This window comes from Trueperella sp. LYQ143 (assembly GCF_046599595.1).
Taxonomy (GTDB): Bacteria; Actinomycetota; Actinomycetes; order Actinomycetales; family Actinomycetaceae; genus Trueperella.
In genome coordinates, this window is record NZ_JBKIWR010000013.1 from 80,370 (window position 1) to 105,031 (window position 24,662).

General features: G+C 54.0%; 20 protein-coding genes. 16 read left to right on the forward strand and 4 right to left on the reverse strand.

Annotated elements, in window-relative coordinates:
- Positions 1-230 precede the first annotated feature (230 nt).
- The 5 genes from ACLHIL_RS06100 (at position 231) to ACLHIL_RS06120 (ending at position 6,076) form a co-directional block, all read left to right on the forward strand.
- Positions 231-818 (forward strand): 2-oxoacid:acceptor oxidoreductase family protein, encoded by a 588-nt coding sequence (locus ACLHIL_RS06100; protein ID WP_411297071.1) that lies wholly within the window; start codon positions 231-233, stop codon positions 816-818.
- Positions 802-2,061 carry a pyruvate ferredoxin oxidoreductase gene (gene porA / locus ACLHIL_RS06105; protein ID WP_411297072.1) on the forward strand — a complete coding sequence of 420 codons (1,260 nt, stop codon included), beginning with the start codon at positions 802-804 and terminating at the stop codon, positions 2,059-2,061. The genes ACLHIL_RS06100 and porA overlap by 17 nt, the downstream gene beginning before the upstream one ends.
- Positions 2,062-2,063: 2 nt before the next feature.
- Positions 2,064-3,218, forward strand: a complete 1,155-nt coding sequence (locus ACLHIL_RS06110; protein WP_411297073.1) for a thiamine pyrophosphate-dependent enzyme — start codon at positions 2,064-2,066, stop codon at positions 3,216-3,218.
- Positions 3,218-4,879, forward strand: a complete 1,662-nt coding sequence (locus tag ACLHIL_RS06115) for an NAD(P)-binding protein (protein ID WP_411297074.1) — start codon at positions 3,218-3,220, stop codon at positions 4,877-4,879. The genes ACLHIL_RS06110 and ACLHIL_RS06115 overlap by 1 nt, the downstream gene beginning before the upstream one ends.
- Positions 4,880-4,978: 99 nt before the next feature.
- Positions 4,979-6,076: an NADH:flavin oxidoreductase/NADH oxidase gene (locus ACLHIL_RS06120; RefSeq protein ID WP_411297075.1), complete on the forward strand. Its 1,098-nt coding sequence runs from the start codon at positions 4,979-4,981 to the stop codon at positions 6,074-6,076.
- Positions 6,077-6,564: 488 nt separating this feature from the next.
- On the opposite strand, the gene ACLHIL_RS06125 is transcribed toward ACLHIL_RS06120, so the two are convergent.
- Both ACLHIL_RS06125 and ACLHIL_RS06130 read right to left on the reverse strand, forming a co-directional pair.
- The gene (locus ACLHIL_RS06125) at positions 6,565-6,990 is read right to left on the reverse strand and encodes a hypothetical protein (RefSeq protein WP_411297076.1); all 426 of its coding nucleotides are present in this window, start codon (positions 6,988-6,990) and stop codon (positions 6,565-6,567) included.
- A gap of 68 nt (positions 6,991-7,058) precedes the next feature.
- Positions 7,059-7,901, reverse strand: coding sequence for a PfkB family carbohydrate kinase (locus ACLHIL_RS06130; RefSeq protein WP_411297077.1), 843 nt, complete (start codon positions 7,899-7,901; stop codon positions 7,059-7,061).
- Between the two features lie 99 nt (positions 7,902-8,000).
- Here ACLHIL_RS06130 and pheS point away from each other — a divergent pair, with 99 nt between their 5' ends.
- The 9 genes from pheS to ACLHIL_RS06175 all read left to right on the forward strand — a co-directional run bounded on the left by pheS (position 8,001) and on the right by ACLHIL_RS06175 (position 18,779).
- Positions 8,001-9,086, forward strand: a complete 1,086-nt coding sequence (gene pheS, locus ACLHIL_RS06135; protein WP_411297078.1) for a phenylalanine--tRNA ligase subunit alpha — start codon at positions 8,001-8,003, stop codon at positions 9,084-9,086.
- Positions 9,087-11,669 (forward strand): phenylalanine--tRNA ligase subunit beta, encoded by a 2,583-nt coding sequence (gene pheT, locus ACLHIL_RS06140; protein ID WP_411297079.1) that lies wholly within the window; start codon positions 9,087-9,089, stop codon positions 11,667-11,669.
- 82 nt (positions 11,670-11,751) lie between these two features.
- Complete coding sequence (gene argC, locus ACLHIL_RS06145; protein WP_411297080.1) at positions 11,752-12,798, forward strand: N-acetyl-gamma-glutamyl-phosphate reductase; 1,047 nt, start codon at positions 11,752-11,754, stop codon at positions 12,796-12,798.
- A gap of 38 nt (positions 12,799-12,836) precedes the next feature.
- Positions 12,837-13,997 (forward strand): bifunctional glutamate N-acetyltransferase/amino-acid acetyltransferase ArgJ, encoded by a 1,161-nt coding sequence (gene argJ, locus ACLHIL_RS06150; protein ID WP_411297091.1) that lies wholly within the window; start codon positions 12,837-12,839, stop codon positions 13,995-13,997.
- Positions 13,994-15,004: an acetylglutamate kinase gene (argB, locus tag ACLHIL_RS06155; RefSeq protein ID WP_411297081.1), complete on the forward strand. Its 1,011-nt coding sequence runs from the start codon at positions 13,994-13,996 to the stop codon at positions 15,002-15,004. Before argJ ends, argB begins: the two co-directional genes overlap by 4 nt.
- Positions 15,001-16,287, forward strand: a complete 1,287-nt coding sequence (locus ACLHIL_RS06160; protein ID WP_411297082.1) for an acetylornithine transaminase — start codon at positions 15,001-15,003, stop codon at positions 16,285-16,287. The genes argB and ACLHIL_RS06160 overlap by 4 nt, the downstream gene beginning before the upstream one ends.
- Entirely contained in the window at positions 16,278-16,811 is a 534-nt protein-coding gene (locus ACLHIL_RS06165) for an arginine repressor (RefSeq protein WP_411297083.1), read from the forward strand. Before ACLHIL_RS06160 ends, ACLHIL_RS06165 begins: the two co-directional genes overlap by 10 nt.
- Complete coding sequence (locus ACLHIL_RS06170) at positions 16,804-18,039, forward strand: argininosuccinate synthase (protein ID WP_411297084.1); 1,236 nt, start codon at positions 16,804-16,806, stop codon at positions 18,037-18,039. Before ACLHIL_RS06165 ends, ACLHIL_RS06170 begins: the two co-directional genes overlap by 8 nt.
- A 2-nt stretch (positions 18,040-18,041) precedes the next feature.
- Positions 18,042-18,779 carry a nitroreductase family protein gene (locus tag ACLHIL_RS06175; protein ID WP_411297085.1) on the forward strand — a complete coding sequence of 246 codons (738 nt, stop codon included), beginning with the start codon at positions 18,042-18,044 and terminating at the stop codon, positions 18,777-18,779.
- On the opposite strand, the gene ACLHIL_RS06180 is transcribed toward ACLHIL_RS06175, so the two are convergent.
- Both ACLHIL_RS06180 and argF read right to left on the reverse strand, forming a co-directional pair.
- A complete protein-coding gene (locus tag ACLHIL_RS06180; RefSeq protein ID WP_411297086.1) occupies positions 18,751-19,989 on the reverse strand; it encodes an MFS transporter in 1,239 nt (412 codons plus the stop codon). The genes ACLHIL_RS06175 and ACLHIL_RS06180 overlap by 29 nt on opposite strands.
- Positions 19,990-19,994: 5 nt before the next feature.
- Complete coding sequence (gene argF / locus ACLHIL_RS06185) at positions 19,995-21,017, reverse strand: ornithine carbamoyltransferase (protein ID WP_411297087.1); 1,023 nt, start codon at positions 21,015-21,017, stop codon at positions 19,995-19,997.
- A gap of 225 nt (positions 21,018-21,242) precedes the next feature.
- Between argF and argH the strand changes: the two genes are divergently transcribed.
- Together argH and tyrS are read left to right on the forward strand one after the other, a co-directional pair.
- Positions 21,243-22,691, forward strand: coding sequence for an argininosuccinate lyase (gene argH, locus ACLHIL_RS06190; protein ID WP_411297088.1), 1,449 nt, complete (start codon positions 21,243-21,245; stop codon positions 22,689-22,691).
- A gap of 198 nt (positions 22,692-22,889) precedes the next feature.
- The gene (gene tyrS / locus ACLHIL_RS06195) at positions 22,890-24,194 is read left to right on the forward strand and encodes a tyrosine--tRNA ligase (RefSeq protein WP_411297089.1); all 1,305 of its coding nucleotides are present in this window, start codon (positions 22,890-22,892) and stop codon (positions 24,192-24,194) included.
- Positions 24,195-24,662 lie beyond the last annotated feature (468 nt).

Here is a 24,662-nt window from a genome sequence, read left to right on the forward strand (position 1 = left end):
GCTAGTTCGCAGATTTTATGTCGTGTCCACTGCTCGTAGCGCATCTAATATTGACATGCCTAATGGGTAGATATGAGATGTGGAAAACCGGAAATCCGATGTTTTATACGGGGAAGTGGTCAGCAGGCAAGGGTGAGATAACGGAGAAACTATCCTTTGGCAGAATTACGCGAAGCAGGTCTTTCGCATTCTGGCGAGCAATTCTAGGACCTCCGAACTACCCTTAAACTATGGTTGAAATACGTATTCACGGTCGTGGCGGGCAAGGCGTCGTCACGGCTGCAGACCTAGTTGCGATGGCAGCTTTTGCGGAGGGCCGCCACGCTCAAGCCTTCCCGTCATTTGGATCTGAGCGCACTGGCGCGCCAGTTGTCTCTTACTGCCGGGTACGTGATGAAGAAATCCGCACTCGAGAACCAGTTCTTGAGCCAGATCTGCTGATTGTTCAAGATCCCACCTTGCTGAGCATTATTGATGTTTTTGCCGGATTGAAACCTGATGGCTTCGTTCTCATTAATTCCGCAAAACACAGTGCAGAATTGGGATTGGCACAGCGGCAATCCGATATGCCAGTAGGGCATTTCATGACTATTCCGGCGGCTGATATCGCTCGAAAACATACCGGCAGAACGGTCCCCAATGCTGTGCTTCTCGGCGCGGCTGCGGCAATCAGTGGTCTGTATCGAATGGAATCAGTCAATGCTGCAATTATGCAGAGATTCCCCGGGCGAGTAGGCGAGATGAATGTGGCTGCCGCCGAAGAAGCATACGAACTTGTTAAGGAAAAGAGGGCTGCGCTCCATGTTGAAACAAATTGAGGGATCACAGTCGGTCGCTCAAGCAGTTGCTGCGTGTCGGCCGGGCGTCGTCGCTGCATATCCGATCTCTCCACAAACCCATATCGTTGAGGCCCTGTCGGCATTAGTCAAAAGTGGGAGCTTAAAAAACTGCGAATACGTCAATGTGGAATCTGAGTATTCGGCTATGTCGGCGGTTATTGGCGCATCTGCTGTCGGTGCCCGTTCATATACGGCTACGGCTTCACAGGGTCTGCTGTATATGGTTGAAGCGGTATATAACGCCTCTGGATTGGGATTACCGATTGTGATGACGGTTGCCAACCGTGCTATCGGTTCACCTATTAATATCTGGAATGACCATACCGACGCAATGTCCCAGCGCGATTCGGGGTGGTTGCAGCTATATGCCAAAGATAATCAAGAAGCTGCTGATCTACATGTCCAAGCATTCCGTATTGCGGAGGAACTATCCCTGCCGGTGATGGTATGTATGGACGGTTTCATTTTGACGCATGCGGTAGAACAGGTGGATGTACCGGATCAAGAGGCCGTGGATGCGTTCCTGCCGCCCTATGAGCCGCGCCAGGTCCTCGATCCTGCTGAGCCGATCTCTATTGGAGCAATGGTAGGGCCAGAAGCCTTTACTGAAGTGCGCTACTTGGCACATCACAAGCAGCTTGACGCTCTTGAGCTTATCCCGCAAGTTCAGCGCGAATTTGCAGAGATTTTCGGGCGAGATTCCGGCGGTTTAGTACACGAGTACCAGTGCGATGACGCCGAGACGATCATTGTCTGCCTCGGTTCGATCACGGGAACGCTGCGTGATGTCGTGGATCTGCGTCGGGCACGAGGAGAAAAGATCGGAGTGCTATCTCTGGTCGCATTCCGCCCGTTCCCCTCGGCAAAGATCCGCGAGATACTATCCGGGCGCAAGCGCGTTATCGTTTTAGAAAAGGCATTCTCCGTCGGTATCGGCGGAATCGTCTCATCTCATTGCCGAGCTGCGTTACGCGGTACGCAGTTTGTCTGCCATGAGTTAATTGCTGGTCTGGGAGGTCGCGATATTACGATTTCCTCGCTCAATGCATACCTAGATAAGGCTGTGGTTGACGAGGTAGCTGATACCACCTTCCTTGACCTTGATCTAGACCTAGTACAGCGAGAGCTTGATCGTGAGGCAAGTATCCGGCGTTCTGGATCTATTCCCGAGAATATGTTGCGTGACTACGCTGAACGACTTGCTGGAAACGTGGAGGGATAAAAATGACGACTGTAGATTTGCCCATGCCGGAATATCGGCAGACGGCTATCCCATCGCGTGAATCAGTGAAGTTCTACCAGGTTGGATCTTTCGCGGTGGGTAATCGTCTGGTTGAGGACGGCTATAAGTCCGTGCAGTCAGGTACGAACCGTTTTAATTCCTTGACCTCAGGGCATCGAGCCTGCCAAGGATGCGGTGAAGCCCTGGGCGCACGCTATGCCCTTGACGCGGCGATGGCAGCGACGAATAACCAAGTGATCGCGATCAACGCCACCGGCTGTTTGGAAGTGTTTTCCACTCCCTACCCAGAGACCTCATGGAATCTGCCCTGGATGCATTCTCTATTTGGGAATGCCCCGGCAGTTGCCACCGGCGCGCAAGCTGGTTTGAAAGCATTAGGCAAGCATGATGTTCGCGTCGTTGCGCAAGGCGGCGACGGGGGAACGGTAGATATTGGATTCGGCGCATTGTCGGGCATGTTTGAGCGCAATGACGATGTGCTCTATATCTGCTACGACAACGAAGCGTATATGAACACAGGTGTTCAGCGTTCTGGGGCAACCCCTCCGGCAGCCCGCACGGCAACAACGCAGCCAGTTGGCCCTGAGCCCGGCAATAATTGGGGGCAAGGTAAAGATCTACCTCGTATTGCTATGGCTCATGAGATTCCCTACGTGGCAACAGCAACTGTCGCAGACCTGCGCGATTTGGAATACAAAGTCAATAAGGCAATGACCTTCCACGGGGCGCGCTATATTCACGTTTTCGTTCCCTGCCCGCTCGGCTGGGGAACGGCCTCGAATATCACCATTAAGATCGCGCGTCTGGCAACTCAGTCCGGCCTATTCCCGGTGTATGAGGCAGAGCATGGGGAGATCACGTCCGTATCCAAGATCCGTCGTCCGGTTAAAGTTGAGGAATACCTCAAGCTGCAAAAACGCTTCGCGCACTTGTTCAAGAAAGGCGCGGATCCGTCCGTCATAGAGCGAATTCAACAGCTCGCTGATCGCAATATCCGTCGTTATAACTTGATCGACGAGGAATCTTTAGACGAATTCGTCAAGCCTGATCTTGCGGAATCATCTGCTTCACCGGCAGTATCGGCTGATTCTGCCGATCCTGCAGCGAATCTCACCTCATACCAGGAGGAAAAATAATGACGACGACGCATGGTTCTGAGGAAATGCGCCCCTTTGCTATTACCCTTGATGTCGGATCGTCGCTGGAGAACCGCACGGGTTCGTGGCGCTCCGAGCGTCCGATTTATGTTGACCTCCTGCCTCCATGTAATAAACAGTGCCCGGCCGGTGAGAATATCCAGAAGTGGTTGTACCACACTGAGGAGGGCGACTACGAGGCCGCATGGCGGGAGATTATGGTTAATAATCCGCTTCCCGCGACGATGGGGCGCGTGTGTTACCACACCTGCGAGACGGCCTGTAATCGCGGTCAGGTTGATGAAGCGGTGGGCATTAACTCAGTGGAGCGTTTCTTAGGGGATAAGGCAATTGACGAAGGATGGCAGGTCGATATTCACGCCGAGCCGTCCGGAAAGAAAGTCTTGGTGGTCGGTTCGGGCCCCTCAGGGCTTTCTGCTGCGTATCACTTAGCACTCCTGGGGCACAGTGTGACGGTGCGCGACTTAGGAGAAAAACCAGGTGGCATGATGCGCTACGGTATCCCGTCCTATCGTCTGCCTCGGCATATTCTCGATGCAGAGATCCAGCGCATTGCTGATTTGGGCGTCACTTTTGAACAAAATACGCGGGTCGATAATGTTGAGGAAGCCCTCAAAGAATTCGATGCGGTTTTCACGGCAGTAGGTGCGCAAATCGGGAAGAATATTAATGTTCCTGCTGGTGCAGCCTCGCACATTATGGACGCGGTGGATGTGCTGCGTGATATTGAGTCTGAAGGCGCGGCAGAATCAGGGGAATTCCAGCCCATGTTGGGGCGGCGCGTCGTGGTTTACGGTGGTGGAAACACCGCAGTGGATGCTGCCCGAACGGCTAAGCGATTAGGGGCGACGGAATCCGTCATTCTCTACCGCCGGACGCGAGATCGGATGCCGGCCCACGATTCTGAAGTCCAAGAGGCTGAAGAAGAAGGAATCAAGATGCGCTGGCTATCCACCGTCGATCATGTGGATGAAGGCAAAATCACGATTGAAAAGATGCGCCTGGACGAAAACGGCTTCCCGCAACCAACCGGAGAGTTTGAGGAGCTCGCTGCTGATTCGCTCATTATGGCATTGGGTCAGCAGTCTGATTTGTCATTGCTCGAAGGCGTAGAAGGAATCGAGATTGAACAGGGCGTTGTCAAAGTTTCCCCGCAGATGATGACGGGGAGGCCCGGTGTGTTTGCTGGTGGCGATATGGTTCCAGCAGAAAAGAACGTCACGGTTGCCATCGGTCACGGGAAGAAAGCTGCACGGTATATCGATGCGTGGTTACGTGGCGGGACGTATGAGCCAGAGGCGAAACACGGCGATGCCACTTTGGATCGAATGGAGACGTGGTATTACTCGGATGCGCCAGCAAAAATTCGGCATCGTCTGGAGGGCGCGCGTCGATCGTCAACTTTTGACGAAGTGGTTATTGGTTTGGATGAAGAATCGGCCATCTTTGAAGCCCGTCGGTGCATGAGCTGTGGTAACTGCTTCGGATGCGATAACTGCTTCGGAGTGTGCCCAGATAATGCAGTAACGAAGATCGCTTCGGGGGTCTATGAGTTCAAGTACGATTACTGCAAGGGATGCGGAGTGTGTGCTGAAGAATGCCCCTGCGGTGCGATTTCGATGATTCCGGAAGAAATCTAAGGGGCATCTCGATAAAAATGCTCTATGCACGTTAAGCGATAACCGCGGAAAGCTCGATGTTCCGCGGTTATCGCTTAACCTAAATCAAGGAGGCAGGAGATGGATCTTTTTGATCCTATTGAGCTACGCGGGCTGACGGTGCGTAACCGCTTATGGTTGCCTCCGATGTGCCAGTATTCGGCGCAAAGCAGCGGATTGCAGCGTGGGTTACCGAATGAGTGGCATGTGCAGCATTACGCCTCGCGAGCAGTCGGGGGCTTTGGTGTAGTGACGGTAGAGGCAACGGCAGTGTGCCCGGAGGGTCGTATCTCGCCAAACTGTCTCTTGCTGGATCGCCCCGAGGCTCTTCCTGCCTTTACACGCTTAGCACAAGCGATTCGTGCGCATGGGGCAGTTCCGGCAATCCAGCTTCAGCATGCCGGGCGTAAAGCCTCAACTCCTCCGCCTTGGCAAGGTGGAGGTTATGTGCCGCACAGCGCAGGCGGCTGGTCGGTTGTTGGGCCCAGTGACGTACCCTTTGACGAGACGTTACCTACCCCCAGGGTGTTGGATGACGCAGAAATTTTAGAGATTATTGGGCAGTTTGCCGCTGCGGCACGGCTTGCGCAGCAAGCTGGATTCGAGGCGGTTGAGATTCACGCTGCGCATGGGTATCTCATTCATCAGTTCCTTTCACCCATTTCTAATCATCGAACGGACCGCTGGGGCGGCGATGCGGCGGGGCGTAGCCTTATCCTGCGCGAGATTGTTTCTGCGGTACGTGCCGCGGTAGGGGATATGCCGATTATTGTCCGGCTATCAGCAACGGATTGGCTAGCGGAGCTCTTTGAAAATCGCGAGGGCGGGTACGGTTGGCGAGTAACGGATTCGATTGAGCTGGTTGGCTCTATGCCGGAGGTAGATTTTTGGAGTATCTCTACGGGCGGTAATGTTCCGGTGAAGATTCCAACGGGTCCGGGGTATCAGGTTCCTTTTGCCCGTCGTATTCGTGAAGAGACGGGTGCCCTCGTTGGGGTTGCTGGGCTTATTGCGAACGCTCAGCAAGCCCGAGTTATTGTGCTTGATGAGGAAGCGGATGTCGTCTATGTAGGTCGAGTAGCTTTGCATGATCCGTATATTGCACGGCACTGGGCGCGAGAGATTGATACTCCTATGCAATGGCCGAATCAATATGTGCGAGGTGTGCCTGAACGCTGAGATACACCCGAGAAGCGTCCCTACTAATCAAGGTGGGAGCCGGGAATTTTGCGTGAAACTGATAGCTCGCGGGGAAGGTCATCCACGCCTTGCAGGTGCGAAAGAGAGTGTACTGACGCGCGAACTAAAAGGCCATATATTTAATGTGCATTGCTTACCGTCGAGTACGGCATGACTTTTTAGGGCAAAATCTCGTCATAGTTCAGATTTTCGGATTTTAAGGCAAAGAGCAGAACAGCAGAAGAGTTCATGCCTGACGGCAGCAATAGCAGAGCTGAGCGTTCAACGCATAACACCTGGCGATACTACCTAGCTAACATCTGGCGGCGATACCATCTCAGGGCGTGAGGATTCGCTTATATAGTGGTCAAATATTACAGCCCCTAACGTAGTGGTGGTGCCCCGCTACCAGCGAGACACCACCACTATCTGTATTTAGACCTACCACTGACCGCACGGCGCGGAATATTCCAGTGGGTTAGTTGTTACTATTCCCCGTCAAGGGCATCCTTGATCTTTTCGCCAACTTTCTCTGCGCCCTCACGCAGATCTTCGCCGACATGTTCTGCTTTGAGCTCGCCCTTTTCTGCACCCTGCTTGATGGCTTGACCGGCATCCTCAACAGCGGATTCAACCTTGCCTTTGCCTTGGATCTGCTGCTTGGCGTCCTGGGCAACCTCTTCGACCTTATGCTTGACCGTCTGGGCGACTTCTTCTGCCTTTTGGCAGGCTTCGTGCGCGAACTCGCCAGCCTTTTCTTTTGCAGCCGCCAGCTTCTCTTGAGTTTCTTCCGAAGTGATCTTCTCCTTGGCGGTCGATAGCGCGCTCTTCGCGACACCGACCAGCTTGGTAATGAAACCTGAGGATTCTGCCGGTTGCTCGGAGAACTCGTTATGTGTCGTGTTATCCGTCATGGAAGACCTTTCTTTTGTATGCAGTCTGTGTAATAGCTATTGTATCGGCTAAGAGCCGAACATGGCTGTCAATCTTTATTATGCTTCGCTCTGAGCGTGTGTAACCAGGAGGGTAATCCTAGCAGGGTCGTTGATTCGCTTGCATAACTGGCTGCCTGGCGTAGCGCTGTTAAAGCATCGTGGCGGGGAAGTAAAGCAGTGAAAGCACCATGCAATACGTCACCTGCTCCTAAGGTATCGCGCACGCTCACGCGAGGAACAGAGATCTCAGTGAGCTGCCCTGCATAATATGCCTGTATCGGACCATCGCCGTGAGACTGTGCTGCCAGAGCATAATCGGCGGGATTGAGGTTAGAGAAGCTGAAATCGGCCGAAACAATAGCGTGGGAGATATACGGTAGCAGGCGCGAGGTGCCTGGCTTGTCGGAACCTCCATCAAAAACGACGGGGATACCACGGCGCTGTGCCTGGCGAGCCAGCGGAACCTGAATATCGAGTAGGTGAGCGTCAACGCACACAGCGCTGACATCTGTTAGCCACATATCGAGTTGTTCATCGTCAATCGGGGCGATGGTGCGACCAGCATTGTTCGCAGACGAAACGGTTCGTTGACCGCTATCATCAACAAAAATACTGGATATTGGCAGCGGATCATCCCCTGGTATGTCGAGGACGTGTACGTGATATTGGGTAAGGATATTGCGAGCAAGATCAGCCAATACTCCATCGCCCAAGCACGTCGCTAGGCGGGTGGGAACGCCAAGACACGCGGCAACACGAGCCGCATTTGCGGCTGGCCCGCCGACGTCAACCGCGCTTGAGCGGGCTGCTACTTTCTCATTTGGCCGTGGCGGGCGCGAGCCATAATGTGAAATATCAATCGTCGTTAATCCACACATAAGAACGCACATGTGTACCAGTGTACGAAGTGGGTTGAATAATGGTCCAGCATCGCCGAAAGCGTGCAATCGGACTACACTAGAGCGCGGAATACCTGAAGAAAGGGAATCATGAGTCTCAGTCCACTTGATGAGGCCGGTATTGCTCAGGCCGTTGCTGCCGCGCAGGCGGCATTTGCTGCGGCCGGGTCATTGGCAGAATTGAAAGCAGCCCGATTAGCCCACAGCGGGGATAACGCTCCTATTACGGCTGCCAATATGCAAATAAAATCCTTAGATAAAGCCGATCGCCCGACAGCCGGAAAACTTATGGGGGCAGCGCGCCAGGCAATTCAGAGCGCCTTAGCTGAAGCAACTGAGCGCCTTGAGGCTGCCGATCAGGCGAGAGTACTGCGGGAAGAAACGGTTGACGTCACCACTCCAACTCGGCGTTATCCACTTGGCGCCCGCCACCCCTTGCCGGTGCTAATGGAAGATATCTGCGATATTTTCACGTCTATGGGCTGGGAAGTCGCTGATGGGCCAGAGCTAGAACATGAGTGGTTTAACTTTGATGCTTTGAACTTCGGGCCAGATCATCCGGCACGCCAGATGCAAGATACTTTCTACGTCAGTTCAGTGGAACACGTCGGTTCACATGAGCCACGCGATATTGCCACCACCCAATCGCTTGTGTTGCGCACGCATACCTCGCCGGTTCAATCTCGAGTGATGTGTGAGCGTGGAGTGCCCATCTATATTGTGTGCCCAGGCAAGGTTTTTCGTACCGATGCCTTAGATGCCACGCATACGCCAGTGTTCCATCAAATTGAGGGATTAGCTGTTGATCGCGGGTTAACGATGGCACATTTGAAAGGGACTCTCGATCATTTCGCCAAGCAGATGTTTGGCCCGCAAGCTAAGGCTCGGCTGCGTCCGTCGTTCTTCCCCTTTACCGAACCGAGTGCGGAGTTGGATTTGTGGTTTCCGCAGAAGAAAGACGGACCAGGCTGGATCGAATGGGGCGGGTGCGGAATGGTGAACCCAGAGGTGCTGCGCAACGCTGGTATTGATCCTCAGGAATACACAGGTTTTGCTTTCGGTATGGGAATCGAACGAACTCTCATGCTGCGCAACCAGATTGCCGATATTCGAGATCTCGTTGAAGGCGATGTTCGTTTCTCTACACAGTTTGGTCCGACGGGAAAGGGTAACTAAATGCCACGCATTCCACTTGATTGGCTCGCAGAACACGTTGCCGTTGATCCGGAGTTGACTGCGCAAACCTTGGCAGCGGATTTGGTGAAAGTTGGCCTGGAAGAAGAAGCGATTCACCGGCCCGATGTTACTGGCCCTATTGTCGTTGGGCGGGTGCTGACTTTAGACAAAAAAGAACAATCAAACGGCAAACTTATCAACTATTGCCGCGTTGACGTCGGTGCTCATAACGATGCGCCTGGAGAAGGGAAAGAGCCCTCAGAGCTACCTTCTCGCGGAATTATTTGTGGGGCGCATAATTTCGTGGTGGGTGATTATGTGGTTGTTTCTTTGCCGGGTGCGGTGCTTCCTGGTGGCTTTGCGATTGCTTCTCGGAAAACCTATGGGCACATCTCTGATGGCATGATCTGTTCGCGACGAGAGCTTGGCCTGGGGGAGGATCATTCTGGGATTATCGTCTTGGCACATGACGAAGACGAGGCGCAGGCTGAGGGGATTCCGGCGGTTGGTGAAGACGTCCTAGGCTATCTCGGGTTGACGGGTGAGGTTCTGGAAATCAATGTCACCCCAGATCGAGGCTACTGTTTCTCGATGCGGGGCGTGGCACGTGAATATGCCCATTCCACCGGAGCGCAATTCACTGATCGGGGTCTGCCAGATTCTCTGAGTATGCCGTTGCCGCCGGTAACGAATACGGGTTTTCCGATCGAGGTCTGCGATGAGCAGCCGATTCATGGGAATATCGGGTGTGATCGTTTTGTCACTCGGATCGTCCGTGGGGTTGATCCGCATGTCGCCTCGCCACGCTGGATGCAGGAGCGTTTGAGCGCGGCGGGTATGCGTCCGATTTCTTTGGCGGTTGACGCAACGAATTACGTCATGCTTGATCTTGGCCAGCCGCTACATGCTTATGATCTCGATGCGGTAGTTGCGCCGATTGTGGTGCGGCGGGCGCAGTCGGGTGAACGTTTGGTTACGCTTGATGGCGTTGATCGTGAGCTCCATCCGCAGGATCTGGTGATTGCCGATAGTTTTGGTGGGCATGGCGCTCGGGCTGTGGGCTTAGCTGGGACGATGGGCGGGGCGGCAACCGAGATTAGTGAGAGCACGGTTAATATCTTGGTGGAGGCAGCGCACTTTGATGCGGTGTCGGTTGCGCGTATGGCACGTCGGCATAAATTGCCGTCGGAAGCGTCAAAGCGGTTTGAGCGCGGGGTTGACCCCATGATCGCTCCGGTGGCTGCCCAACGTGTTGTGGATTTGCTTGTTGAATATGGCGGCGGCGTTGCTGATGAGGCAAATTTCGAATTTAATGAGGTGACCTCGGCCCAGCCTGTGGATTTCGCGATCACTGAGGTGGCGCGGCTGACTGGTTTGGAGTTGTCTGCACAACGCATTGACGAGATTCTGAGCGAAATCGGCTGCGAGGTTGAGGCGGTATCTGATACTGAACGGCGCGTTACGCCGCCGAGTTGGCGAACTGATTTGGTAGGTGGGGCGCACTTAGTAGAGGAGATTGCTCGTCTGGTGGGGTATGACGAGATTGACGCGGTTTTGCCTCCTGCACCAGCCGGTTCAGGGTTAACACAGCGTCAGCGTGATCGGCGGGATATGGGGCGAACCTTGGCCGAATCTGGCTGGGTTGAGGTGTTGAGTTATCCCTTTATCGCCTCTGCAGCCTTTGATGCCCAGCAGATTGCGGAGGATGATCCGCGCCGACGGGCGATGCGCTTGGCGAATCCATTACAAGAAGATGCTCCCTATCTGCGTACCTCTATCTTGGATTCGTTACTGGCTACGGCTCGAATGAATGTGGCTCGGGGTAATCCTGAGGTGGCGATTTTTGAGGCTGGTGCGGTGACTCGCCCTGGTGATGTTGTGCAGGCGGAGATTCCGTCTGCGGGTGCACGCCCCGCTGCGCATGAACTGGCGAATATTGCTAGTGCTCTGCCACGTCAGCCGTACCATGTTGCTGGTGTAGCTGTTCCTGAGGTGAGCCAGCCAGTAGCGGGAATGCCGAGGCAGCTTTGGGATTGGCGCGACGCGATTGAGGCTGTTGTCGCTATCGGTCGCACAATTGGGGTGGAGGTCTCTGCTAAGCAGGCGAGTTACTCGCCGTTCCACCCTGGGCGGTGTGCGCAATTGTTTGTGGGCGATAGTGCAGTTGGCTATGCCGGTGAGCTGGATCCGCGGGTGTGTAGTGCCTGGGAGCTGCCGTCGCGTTCGATTGCTTTTGAATGTGATGCAGACGCATTGGTTGCGGCGCGTTCGGGTGAGCCTCGTCGTATTGTTCCGGTTCGGACGAGTCCGGCAGCGAAAGAAGATATGGCTTTTGTGGTGGATGAGACGTTACCTGCAGCTCGGGTGCGTGAAGCCATTGAGCGGGCTGGAGGCGATGTGGTTGAGCAGGTGCGACTATTTGACGTCTACACCGGCGATCAGATCCCTGCGGGTAAGAAGTCATTGGCTTTCGCGGTGCGGTTGCGTGGTGAGCAGACTTTGACTCCGGCTGATACAACGCGCATACGTGAGCATATTATTCAGGGTGTAGCTCGCGAATGTGATGCACAGTTACGAGGCTAGATAGGAGATTCCAGGCAGGCGTGGCTGTCTTCACTGTGTAGCGCTCTATTAATTCAATACAGCCAAGTGTATAGTTATGCATATGACTTACCTGGCTGCTATTGCGGGCGCTACCGGCTATGCCGGCGGTGAAGTTGCCCGTCTCCTGTTATCTCACCCGCAGGTTCGTCTTGCTACAGTGTGTGCACACACATCAACTGGGACGCTCGGGGAGTATCAACCGCATCTTTTGCCGCTTGCAGATATGCCGCTATATCCGCTGGATGCTGAGCGTCTTGCTCAGCATGATGTGGTGTTTTTGGGGTTGCCGCATGGGGCTTCGGCGCAGCTAGCCCGAGATATTGAACGCATTAACCCAGATGTGCTCCTCATTGATCTCGGCGCAGATCATCGTCTCATTGATCCAGCTGATTGGGCTGCCTATTATGACGGGCCGGCCGCCGAACCGTGGGTTTACGGTATGCCAGAGCTGATTCGGAGCGAGGGGCCAAGTCAACGCGAGCTATTGGGGCAAGCTCGCCGGATTGCGGCTCCCGGCTGTAATGCAACGGCTATTACCCTCGCTGCTCTACCAGCGATTTCCTCGGGTATAGCGGTAGGCAATGATGTTGTTGCGGCACTGTGTGTCGGATACTCCGGCGCGGGGAAAACTCCAAAACCGCACTTATTAGCTGCTGAGGCGGCAGAATGTGCCAGGCCGTATTCCGTCGCTGGTGCGCATCGGCATATCCCAGAAATCCAGCAAAATTTCCGTATTGCTGGGGCGTTGGACCCAACGTTATCCATGACTCCGATATTGGCCCCGATGTCCCGCGGGATTCTTGCCACTGTTTCCATTCCGCTAGCAAAAATGACGACAGCAGCTTCGGTGCTCCAGGTGTATCGCGCTGCTTTGGCTGAAGAACCATTTTGGCATTGGAGTGATTCCTGGCCGACGACGGCAATGGTTCGTGGATCAAATACTGCATATATTCATGCTGAGCTGGATCGCGATGGCCGGCGTATCACTGCGATATGTGCAATCGACAACCTTGTTAAAGGCACTGCCGGGGCAGCAATCCAGTCAATGAATCTCGCATTGGGATATGCGGAAACGACGGGGCTAAGTACAGTAGGGGTGGCGCCATAATGGTGTTTTCACAGCAGAATCGCCATATCGATATGGGAATTGGGGTCACGGCGGCGCGTGGTTTTCGAGCTGCCGGCATAGCTGCAGGGATTAAAACCTCCGGAGCCCTGGATCTGGCGGTAATCGTCAATGACGGTCCGCAGCGTATTTCATCCTGCGTATTAACCTCAAATAGGGTGTACGCCGCACCCGTGCAGTGGATGAAAGATTGCGCGCATGATGAATTGCGTGCTGTCGTCCTCAACTCGGGAGGCGCAAATGCGGCAACTGGGGAGCGAGGCTATCGAGATACGCAGAGTACGGCGCAGTGCGTGGCTGATCTTTTAGAGTGTCCGGTAGCTCAGATCGGTGTGTGTTCAACGGGGATGATCGGGGAATATCTTCCCATGCCACGAGTGTTATCTGGCGTGCAGCAGGCCATGTGCTCCCTATCGCCAACTGGCGGTCAGGCGGCAGCCCGCGCAATTATGACCACCGATACCCGCCCAAAACAAGCAGGTGTGACGGGAGCATATACGATCGGTGGCATGGCTAAAGGCGCTGGAATGTTGGCCCCGGCACTGGCCACCATGTTGTGCGTCATCACTACTGATGCGGTTATTGATAGGCCGTTAGCTCGGCGTGCGCTATCTGCCGCAGTCGCACAATCTTTCAACTGCATTGATTCTGACGGGGCAATGTCAACAAATGACACAGTCATCCTGATGTCCTCAGGTGCCTCCGGAAAAGCCCCTGGATCCGCAGCAGAATTTATTGATGAACTGACGGCAGTGTGCCAGTCACTTGCTCGGCAACTCATTGCCGATGCTGAAGGTGCCTCCCACGATATTCACATTCAGGTTAATTCCGCTTCTAGCCGCAGTGCTGCTCAGGCGGTAGCTCGGGCGGTTTCCCGATCGAATCTCGTCAAAGCCGCTATATTCGGTAATGATCCGAATTGGGGGAGGGTCATTTCCCAGGTGGGAACCGTCCCTGAAGATGTTGCTCCCTTTGATCCGCAACGCCTTGACGTCTGGTTTAACGGCGTGCAGGTATGCCGTAACGGCGCTGCCCATGCCCCGCGCGATCTGGTGGACCTGGCGTCCCAACGCGACGTCGAAATCGTCATTGATTTACACGCCGGAGAACATTGCGGGCAGTTGTGGACCAATGATCTCACCCATGCCTACGTCGAAGAGAACTCAGCGTATTCCTCATGAATAATTCCCTGATCCAACGCCTAGATGGCGCACAAGAAAAAGCCGCGACGCTGATTGAAGCGCTGCCGTGGATTCGAGAGTTTTCCGGTTCTCGAATCGTCATTAAATACGGTGGGAACGCGATGACGAGTGAAGAGCTCAAGAGAGCCTTCGCCAAAGACGTGATGTTTTTACATTATGTTGGGCTGCAGCCTATCGTCGTGCATGGCGGTGGCCCGCACATTAACGAAATGTTGCGTCAACTGGGTATTGAACCGCAATTTCGTGGAGGTCTGCGCGTTACCGATAGAGCCACTATGGATATTGTGCGCATGGTCCTCACTGGGCAAGTACAGCGCGAATTGGTGACTCTGCTCAATCTCGATGGCTCGCATGCCGTCGGTATTTCTGGAGAAGACGCGGGGCTGCTCGCCGCGCATAAACACTATGCCACGATAGCCGGGGAGCCAGTAGATATTGGTTATGTGGGAGATATTGCCCAGGTCAACACCGCTGCAATTGAGCACTTATTAGCGGCCCGCCGCATTCCCGTCATTTCCTCTATTGCTTTGAATGCCGATGCGCCCGAAGACGTTCTCAATGTGAATGCTGACAGCGTGGCGGGGGCTTTAGCCGTGGCGCTTGGCGCTCATAAACTGGTGATATTGACAGACGTTGAAGGCCTATATCGGTCATGGCCGGATACGGATACGTTAATCTCAGAGATCCATCCCGATGAGCTTCGCACATTGATTCCTCATTTGGATGCGGGCATGAAACCAAAGATGATGGCGGCCTTAGCAGCAGTTGATGGCGGTGTGCCGAAAGCACATATTATTGACGGTCGTTTATCCCATTCCATGTTGTTGGAGATCTTTACCGACGCGGGCATTGGTACCCAAGTGACGCATAACGTCGCGGTAGAACATGCTGATAATGAGCAGCCCGCAACCGCTGCGGCTACTGCAGGTGTTGGCGGTAGCGACGGCAGCGAAGAAAGCTCAGCGCAGCCGGAGAAACGCGCATGAGCGGGGTAGCGCGCGAGCATTCAGATGTGGGTAAAGCTCGAATAGCCGCAATGGATAACACATCGGGGTATTCCGTGCCAAATAGCCCCTGTTTCGATGAGTCTCCTAATCACAAAGCAGGTGATAGCGCAGATAGTTTGGGCGCGTATCGGAATACGCTTATGGATGCTTTTGGCACGCCGCAGCGGGTCTTGACGCACGGCTCAGGGGTGTTCGTGTGGGATGAGCAGGGGCGTCGATACTGTGATCTGTTGGCGGGAATTGCCGTCAATGCTCTGGGATATGCGCATTCGGCAATTGTGCAAACAGTTAGTGAACAAGCCCAGCGGCTCATGCACACCTCGAATTATTTTGCCACTCCGGCACAAATTCAGGTGGCACATGCCCTACAGGAAACACTTACAGCTGAAGGATACGACGGGGCACGGGCACGGATTTTCCTGTGTAATTCTGGAACAGAAGCCAATGAAGCCGCCCTTAAGATGGCCATGCTGCACAAAGCCGGTGGAAATATTGTGGCATTGGAAGGCAGTTTTCATGGGCGTACGCTCGGTTCCCTATCGGTGACGTACAAACCCCAGATTCGTCAGCCCTTTGCCCCGCTACTCAGTAATGTGCGTTTTGCTGCGCCGCAAGTTGAGGCGTTATCGGCACTGTGCGACGATTCCACGGCGGCAATCATTCTCGAACCGATACAAGGGGAAGCAGGCGTTTACCCGCTTGATCCGCAGCTACTTACCTGTGCTCGTCGGCTTGCCGATGCCCATAACGCCTTGTTGATCGTTGACGAGGTGCAAACAGGGATGGGGCGAACTGGGCGTTGGTATGCTCATAGTGACGTCGTACAGGCAGATATTATTACCCTGGCTAAAGGATTAGGCGGCGGTTTCCCGATTGGTGCAGCAATTGGAATTGGTCGGGCAGCACAGCTCATAACGCCGGGTATGCATGGCTCAACCTTCGGAGGAAACCCGTTGGCCGCTGCGGTGGCACAAACGGTTATCAGCGAGATCAGACCGCTTTTGCGGCGAGTTGCGGATAACGGCACGTGGTTAATGCAGGAGCTATCACTACGTGGTTTTCCGGTGCGTGGTGCTGGGTTATTGATCGGGATTGACGTGCCAGATGCGCCGAGCTATCAGCGGGCGTTACTGGAGCGTGGTTTTATCGTCAATGCTGCCAATGCCACCACGTTGCGGTTGGCGCCACCACTGACTATTACCAGGGAAGAACTCATGCCGTTCCTGGATACATTATTGGAGGTATCGCATATATGCAGCTAGAGACGCCGCAATTAGCCACGCGGGCAGCACGCCAGGACAAAATCCGGCAGATCGTCGCCTCGCAGGCCGTTTCTTCCCAAGATGCTTTGCGCACGATGTTGCGTGATTGCGGATTTGAGGTTACGCAGGCAACGCTGTCACGTGATTTGGAGCAGCTCCATGCCCAAAAGATTGTGACGACGTCTGGCCGACGGATCTATCGCATTGGGGCCAGTGCTGGCGAGATGGCAGTAGAAAACGCCGGCGAAACGGGATTTTCCCGATGGGCACGAGAGGTGCTTGTTTCAGCACAGTGCGCAGCCAACCAGATCGTTTTGCGCACTCCGCCAGGGGCGGCACAGCTTCTCGCTTCAGCCCTGGATAATGCTCGATTTGATGGGGTATTAGGGTGCATTGCTGGGGATGACACAGTGCTCGTCATTGTGCATAGCGCAGAACGTGCCACCGAGCTGACCAATGAATTAATAACTATGACGACACAGAAGAAAGCACAACGAGTAACGACGGAGGACGTCAATGAGTAAAGAGCGGGTAGTACTGGCATATTCCGGAGGATTAGATACCTCGGTAGCGATTGGATGGATTGGGGAGCAAACGGGCGCAGAGGTCGTCACGGTTGCGGTGGATGTCGGCCAAGGGGGAGAAGATCTGGACGTTATTCGCCAGCGGGCCCTCGATTGCGGTGCTGTTGAAGCCTATGTCGCAGACGCGCGTGAAGAATTTGCTCGTGATTATTGCATGTTGGATCTGCAAGCTAACGGTTTATATATGGACGCATACCCGCTGGTTAGCGCCCTATCTCGGCCACTGATCGTCAAGCATCTGGTGACGGCAGCACGCGAATTCGACGCCAGCGTTGTTGCACACGGCTGCACCGGAAAAGGTAACGACCAAGTGCGTTTCGAGGTAGGTATCACCTCGCTTGCCCCGGATCTGACGTGTTTATCGCCAGTGCGTGATCTGGCATTGACCCGTGAATTCGCCATTGACTACGCCAATAAGCACAATCTTCCAATTGAAACGACGAAAGCAAATCCGTTCTCGATCGATCAGAACGTTTGGGGGCGCGCTGTAGAAACGGGATACCTTGAGGATTTGTGGAACGCTCCAACGAAAGATGTCTACACCTATACCGACGATCCCATGTATGGCCCGATGCCCGATGAGGTTATCGTGACCTTTGACGAGGGAATTCCGGTGGCGATTGATGGCGTAACGGTAACTCCGTTGCAGGCAATCCAGGAGATGAACCGTCGGGCTGGAGCACAAGGTATCGGCCGAATCGACATCGTAGAAGACCGCATGGTGGGTATTAAATCCCGAGAAATTTATGAAGCCCCGGGTGCGATGGCCTTGATGACTGCGCATCGAGAGCTAGAGCGGGTCACGCTGGATCGGGAGCAGGCGCGCTTTAAGGAGCGTGTGGGGCTGCGTTGGACGGAGCTGGTATATGAGGGGCAGTGGTTCTCGCCGCTGAAGCGTTCCTTAGATGCCTTTATTCGAGATACCCAGCAGTATGTTTCCGGAGATATTCGCATGACTTTGCATGGTGGGCGGGCGACGGTGACGGGTCGGCGGTCACAGACCTCTTTGTATGATTTCAACCTTGCGACCTATGACGCTGGCGATTCCTTCGATCAGTCTCACGCGAAAGGTTTCATCGAGTTAACCGGACTGACGACGAAACTCGCCGCTGCTCGCGACGTCACCTTTGGAAAGGGCGAAGCGATGCCGAAACTGAAGTTGTCGTAGCGATGATTGAAGATCAACTCGGGCATCGCACTATTCGAGAGTTTAGGGATCAGCCCGTTTCCGAGGAGGTTGTTGAGCTACTTGGAAAAGTAGCGATGCGAACAGCTAGTTCACGTGGGTTGCAACATGCAGGCATTATCCGAGTGCGAGATATGCATAAACGGCAGGAACTAGCTCGGATAGGTAAGCAAGAATACGTGGCACGCGCTCCGGAGTATTTCTTGTTCATTGTTGACGCGCATCGCAGTGCCGGCATTTTGCAGGAATGTGGTGGCGATCCGCAGGCTGCGTGTCGAGCGGATGTGTTCGTCGAAGGCTTCACGGATGCCTGCTTGATGGCTCAGAACGTGGTCAATGCTGCAGAAGAGCTTGGATTGGGAACGAATTACCTCGGTAACGTTCAAAACGATCCTTTGGCTGTGGTCAGGTTGCTGGGTATGCCGAAACTGACGTTCCCCGTGGTGGGGTTGACTTTCGGCTATCCGGCGCAAGATCCGCAATGCAAGCCGCGAATGGACGCTTCTTTGCGGATGATGGTTGACGAGTACCGTCAGCCGCAGTCCTGGGTTACAGCTTTGGCAGACTATGACGAACGCATGCGCACCTACTATGATCTGCGAGATTCAGGTAGCCCGTCTGATCCCTTCACGCAACAGGTCGTGCATAGGATTGCTTCGCCGCTGCAGGCTAATCGCACGATAGCAGCGGCCATCAGTCAAGGCTTTGACCTCGCAGGTTAACTCCAAGGCGGCGGTAGGCAGATTCGAGGAAAACGATGGTCCAGATCAGCCCAAAGATTCCGATCCCTACCGTCGCCCACAGGCCGACACTTAAGGTGAACAGGCGTGTGAGGCCAGAGATAATAAAGGGACCACAGGCTGCCCCGATAGCGACGATGGCTTGCCACAGCCCGAGGAATTCAGCGCGATGTTCCGGCGGGCATAGATCTGCACCTACCGTCATGACGATACCTGCGCCAAAACCGTTACCGAATCCTAAGATAGCGGCGCCAACCACGAAACCAATCGGGGTGTTCCAGCACAACATCACGATGATTCCTATTGGCATGAAGATAAAGGACGGTATGAGCGCCCAGTGGCGTCCACGTCGGTCCATAACTGCGCCAGAGACGACAAACATGATTGTGTCTACCAGTGCGGTGACGGCAAATGTGCCAGTAATAAAATGTGGTTCATACCCTTGGGCTGTTCCCCATAGCGGCACTATGACAGTGCGATTTGCCCGCAGAACCGTCAAACAGTTCAGGGCGACGCCGAGAATAGCTGTCGATAATCGGGAGCGGTGAATTTCTCCCTCGGTGTGGTTTTCGCTGGGCGTGTGGAGCGTGGCGGTCGGCTCGGGGAGCACATATCCGATAACGAGGAGGGCAGCCAGGACGACGAGCACGATATTGACGATAAAAATGGAATCTAGGGCCCATATAGCCAATAAGCCAGTGGCAAGTAACGGGCCAACTAATACTCCAATACGGGTCATGCCACCTAACGTTGATAGGCCGCGTGCCCGCCAGTGCACCGGCACAGCTTCGGCAACATAGGCTTGCCGTGCGAGCGACCACGTATTAGCTCCCAGTGCAAGAAGAATCGTTGCGACCACAAATACGGTTCGAGTAGCCGGATGGCTGTGGTAGTGCAGACTCCACAAAAACCCACTGAGTGAGGCCAGCGAGATAACTGACCCGCAGATAAGGGCGGCTCGATCCCCGATATGGGCGATGATTCGTCCGATTGGGGGAGACATCGCGATACCAGCAAACCCAAGCAGACCCATTACGGCTGATGACCCAGATTTATCGAAGCCGACGCTGAGGGCAGCCAGGGTAAGAACCGGCATGATTGTGCCATTGCCAATAGCGAAAATGAGCGCTGGGGCATAGATCGGCAAAATCAGGCGTATCAGTGGATTGCGGTTACTAGACGGGGATGGCATAGGGCTTAAACCTCGCTAGCGTCGATATTTAGGTCATCGCATAACGTGGCAATAAGAATTGCTTTGATAGTGTGCAAGCGGTTTTCGGCTTGGTCAAAAACGACTGACGCTGGCGAAGAGAATACCTCGTCAGTAACTTCAAGCTCGCTCCGCCCAGTGGCGGCGTGGATGGTGCGTCCTACCGAGGTGTTGAGGTCATGGAACGCCGGTAGACAGTGCATGAAAATGGTTCGCGGATTATCGGTGCGAGCCATGAGGCTGGCATTGACCTGATAGGGGCTAAGCGCCTCGATACGTTCTGCCCATGCGCTATGAGATTCACCCATTGATAACCAGACGTCGGTGGAGATGACGTCAGCGCCGCGTACTGCGTTTATATCGTCAGTTATTGTGATTCGAGCGCCGGTGTGTTCGGCGAAATCCGCGGCAATTTTTTGAGCGGTCAGATCAGGCTGATATGCCTCAGGGGCAATGATTCGCACGTCCATGCCGAGCATAGCGCTAGAGACGAGAATGGAACGGCCAGTATTGAACCGTGCGTCGCCGATATATGCATGAGTAACCTTGGTGAAATCTGAGGTGAGATGTTCGCGGATCGTTAACGCATCAGCCAGCATTTGCGTAGGATGCCAATCATTCGTCAGCCCGTTATATACCGGCACGTGGGCGTATGCGGCGAGGGTTTCTAATTCGCGGTGAACACCGCCACGGTATTCAATAGCATCATAAAAACGGCTTAGAACCTGGGCAGTGTCAGCAATAGATTCTTTGTGTCCAAGCTGTGAGCTGCTCGGATCAAGCATGGTGACGTGAGCGCCTTGGTGAAAGGCGGCAACTTCAAATGCGGTTCGAGTACGGGTTGACGTCTTTTCAAAAATAAGCGCGATAACTTTTCCCGTGAGACGAGGCCGTTCCCGCCCATGAATTCGCTCTGTTTTGACCTGATGGGCAAGCGTAATGAGGGAAAGCCACTCATCGGTAGTGAAGTCAGCTTCTTTAATGACAGATCGACCATACAGATTACTCATATCTTTATCGTAATCCTCTGATCTGCGGTATTGGGATGATCTTGTGCCATGAATGAGGAAGTTTACTGCCAGCGGACGTCGCGAGATACGTGCTTTTTCTCATGTATCCCTCTGGCTTCTGCCGTGAGCTTGGAAGCGGGGTTTCAGCTTTGGCACAATCATAGCCAGGAAGATATATGTGCCATTGTTTATGTGTGCACTAGCGACGATGAAGGGTGTCTCGTCATGGCGAAGATGGAGAACGTATCGGGTGAAGCTCCGTTGGCACTGTGGGGTGGTCGATTTTCTGGAGCGCCAGCAGAGGCTTTGCGGGAGCTGTCGCGGTCTACGCATTTTGACTGGCGTTTAGCTCGCTATGATATTGCCGGTTCTCGGGCACATGCGCGTGCCTTACATAGCGCCGGTTTGCTAAGCGAAGATGAGCTTGCGCAGATGTTGCACGCGCTTGAAGTATTAGATGAGGATGTGGCTAGTGGAAGGTTTGCGCCTGATCCGCAGGACGAGGATGTACACACTGCTCTCGAACGCGGCCTCATAGAACGCGCTGGGGCATATCTTGGTGGAAAATTGCGTGCTGGACGCTCACGCAACGATCAGATTGCCACGCTCATTCGCATGTACCTGCGTGATCAGCTACGAATTATCGGGGCAAAGGTTCTGGATTTAGTAGATGCGCTGGTCGGTCAGGCACAGAGCGCAGGCGAGGCGATCATGCCGGGGAGAACCCATTTGCAACATGCACAGCCAGTATTAGTTGCTCATCATTTGCTAGCTCATGCCTGGCCGCTAATCCGTGATGTCCAGCGGCTAGTGGATGCAGATCGGCGATTAGCCGTCAGCCCGTATGGGTCGGGTGCTTTAGCAGGTAATACCTTAGGAATGGATCCAGAAGCAATTGCTGCAGATTTAGGTTTTGCGCAGGCTGCATGGAATTCTATTGATGCGACGGCAGCCCGGGATGTAGTTGCCGAATGTGCCTACGTCTTTGCGCAAATTGGGATTGACCTGTCGCGGTTGAGTGAAGAAATTATTATCTGGAATACGAAGGAATTTTCTTTTGTCACTCTCGACGATGCCTTTTCCACTGGTTCGTCAATCATGCCGCAGAAAAAGAACCCGGATGTTGCGGAGTTAGCGCGAGGTAAAGCTGGGCGTTTAATTGGGGATTTAACTGGGCTATTGGCGATGTTGAAGGGCTTACCGTTGGCCTATGATCGCGATTTGCAAGAAGATAAAGAGCCAGTATTCGATCAGATCGACACCTTAGACGTGCTGCTTCCGGCAGTTAGCGGCATGATTGCGACGATGCGGCTCAACTATGAGCGCTTGGCTGAGCTGGCTCCGCAAGGCTTTTCTCTCGCGACGGATATTGCCGAGTGGCTAGTACGTCAGGGAGTGCCATTCCGCCAGGCACATGAGATCTCTGGGGCGTGTGTTGCGCAGTGCGAACAGCGCGGTATCGAGCTGTGGGAGTTATCCGATGAGGATTTTGCTGCCATTGATCCGCGGCTCACTGCCGGTGTCCGAGAGGTGCTGACGGTGGAGGGATCCGTTCGAGCTCGTTGCGCCCGTGGCGGCACGGCTCCGCAACAGGTGGCAGCACAGCGCGCATATTTGGCGGAGAAATGTAGGCAGGGGCGCCAGTTTACTGATTCGCGAATTGTGGCTCAGTAGTGGAGGTAACCTGTAAGGATTTCACGCCATCAGCACGGCGAGCTATTGCGCTGTAGCTATTTCGCGGATGTGGATGTGGCGTGCGGGATACTGTTATATTTCATCTAGTGGCCGGCATGCCGGCGATTGTATGGCTGATGTTAACGTCATAGTGAAACGTTCTACTCAACGGAATGTTGGATATTGAAAGGATCTACCGTGGTTGATGTTCTGGAAGAGTTGCGGTGGCGTGGGCTAATCGCGCAACACTCGGATATTGAGCAGTTACGTCAGATGCTTGATTCGGGTCCAGTGACGTTCTATTGCGGTTTTGATCCGACGGGTCCTTCCCTCCATCATGGGCATTTGGTCGCGGTGAAAGTTATGCGGCATTTACAGATGGCAGGGCATCACCCTTTGGTGTTAGTCGGCGGAGCAACAGGGCTTATCGGAGATCCGCGTGAAAGTGGAGAGCGTAGCCTGAATCCCAAAGAGCAAGTCGCGAAGTGGACGCAGGCGCTTCGCGAGCAGCTTGAGGGATTGTTGGATTTTTCGGGTGAGAATGCGGCACGTACCGTCAATAATTTGGACTGGACGGGTGAGCTGTCGGCGATTGATCTTCTGCGAGATCTGGGTCGTCACTTCCGGATGGGCACGATGCTTTCGAAGGATATTGTGGCGCGGCGACTCGCCTCCGAAGATGGCATCTCGTTTACCGAGTTTTCTTATCAGATTATTCAGGCTAATGATTATCTCGAGCTGTTTCGTCGGTATAACTGTCGTTTGGAGACCGGCGGTAATGATCAGTGGGGAAATCTTGTTGGCGGAATGGATCTGATCCATAAGGTTGAGGGTGCTTCGGTCAGTGTTTTGACTAATCCGTTGATTACCAAATCTGATGGAACGAAATTTGGAAAGACGGAAGGGGGAGCAGTCTGGCTTAATCCCCAGATGCTCAGCCCGTACAAGTTCTACCAGTTCTGGCTGAACACAGCCGATGAAGACGTTATCTCTATGCTCAAGGTCTTTACATTCCTTTCTCGGGAAGAAATTGAGGAGCTAGAGCAGGAAGTCATTGAGCGGCCGCATGCACGTCAGGCGCAGCGAGCTTTGGCGACAGCCGTAACGACGTGGGTTCATGGGGAGCAGGCGGCGCAGCGGGTGCAGCAGGCTTCGCAGGTACTGTTTGGTAAAGCGGAGCCACGGGAGCTGGATGGGCAAACCTTGGCCGATGCGATTGCGGAGTTACCGGCGGCTTGTGGCGAATTAGGTATGCCGGTTGTGGATGTCTTGGTGGCTCTTGGTTTGGAAAAGGGGCGCGGTGCTGCACGGCGAACCATTGCTTCTGGCGGGGTTTACATCAACAATGTGGTCGTTGAGGACGAAGAACGGGTATTGCAGCCTTCTGATGTGTTAGCTGATCGCTACGTTTTGTTGCGCAAGGGGCGCAAGAATCTCGCTGTTGTCACCATATCGGGGAACACAGCGGTAGGTGAGGCTTCGGGTACGGAAGTAACGGCGTAGGTTTTCGTGATGTAAGGCTTTGCTGCATTGTTGCGGGTTTACTGTGGTGATTAAAAAGTCGCACTATATAGCCAAAAAGTGGCTGTGACCAGCAACACTACAGCAGAGTTTGACCTTGGATAGCTAATCGCATAAAGTATTTATCTGTTGCCGCTGGTGCGACGAAATCCAAAGATGAACCTCTTGGGTGATAGTTGCGCGCAAAACACGTGAGTGTTGGCAAGCGGTGATATGGACGCTAAACTAGAAAGTCCATGGTCTCTTCGGAGTTCGGTCCTCGGGGCAGTTCTTCGGATGCAGATGTGTTGTTTGATATCTCAATAGTGTGCTAGTTTTTTATGTTTTGTTTTCTGGTTGGTGCTGGATGTTTTGTTTGGTGCTGGCTGGGTTTTTGTGCCAGATGTTTCTGGTTTTTTGAGCTGGTTTGCTCTCTGGTTTTTTGTGGAGAGTTTGATCCTGGCTCAGGAC

Coding starts and splice junctions, on each gene's coding strand:
- ACLHIL_RS06100 (WP_411297071.1), top strand. CDS start 231: ATGGTTGAAATACGTATTCACGGTCGTGGCGGGCAAGGCGTCGTCACG.
- pheT (WP_411297079.1), top strand. CDS start 9,087: ATGCCACGCATTCCACTTGATTGGCTCGCAGAACACGTTGCCGTTGAT.
- ACLHIL_RS06175 (WP_411297085.1), top strand. CDS start 18,042: ATGATTGAAGATCAACTCGGGCATCGCACTATTCGAGAGTTTAGGGAT.
- ACLHIL_RS06115 (WP_411297074.1), top strand. CDS start 3,218: ATGACGACGACGCATGGTTCTGAGGAAATGCGCCCCTTTGCTATTACC.
- pheS (WP_411297078.1), top strand. CDS start 8,001: ATGAGTCTCAGTCCACTTGATGAGGCCGGTATTGCTCAGGCCGTTGCT.
- ACLHIL_RS06170 (WP_411297084.1), top strand. CDS start 16,804: ATGAGTAAAGAGCGGGTAGTACTGGCATATTCCGGAGGATTAGATACC.
- ACLHIL_RS06180 (WP_411297086.1), bottom strand. CDS start 19,989: ATGCCATCCCCGTCTAGTAACCGCAATCCACTGATACGCCTGATTTTG.
- ACLHIL_RS06125 (WP_411297076.1), bottom strand. CDS start 6,990: ATGACGGATAACACGACACATAACGAGTTCTCCGAGCAACCGGCAGAA.
- argC (WP_411297080.1), top strand. CDS start 11,752: ATGACTTACCTGGCTGCTATTGCGGGCGCTACCGGCTATGCCGGCGGT.
- ACLHIL_RS06130 (WP_411297077.1), bottom strand. CDS start 7,901: ATGTGCGTTCTTATGTGTGGATTAACGACGATTGATATTTCACATTAT.
- porA (WP_411297072.1), top strand. CDS start 802: ATGTTGAAACAAATTGAGGGATCACAGTCGGTCGCTCAAGCAGTTGCT.
- ACLHIL_RS06165 (WP_411297083.1), top strand. CDS start 16,278: ATGCAGCTAGAGACGCCGCAATTAGCCACGCGGGCAGCACGCCAGGAC.
- argB (WP_411297081.1), top strand. CDS start 13,994: ATGAATAATTCCCTGATCCAACGCCTAGATGGCGCACAAGAAAAAGCC.
- argF (WP_411297087.1), bottom strand. CDS start 21,017: ATGAGTAATCTGTATGGTCGATCTGTCATTAAAGAAGCTGACTTCACT.
- argH (WP_411297088.1), top strand. CDS start 21,243: ATGGCGAAGATGGAGAACGTATCGGGTGAAGCTCCGTTGGCACTGTGG.
- ACLHIL_RS06110 (WP_411297073.1), top strand. CDS start 2,064: ATGACGACTGTAGATTTGCCCATGCCGGAATATCGGCAGACGGCTATC.
- ACLHIL_RS06160 (WP_411297082.1), top strand. CDS start 15,001: ATGAGCGGGGTAGCGCGCGAGCATTCAGATGTGGGTAAAGCTCGAATA.
- ACLHIL_RS06120 (WP_411297075.1), top strand. CDS start 4,979: ATGGATCTTTTTGATCCTATTGAGCTACGCGGGCTGACGGTGCGTAAC.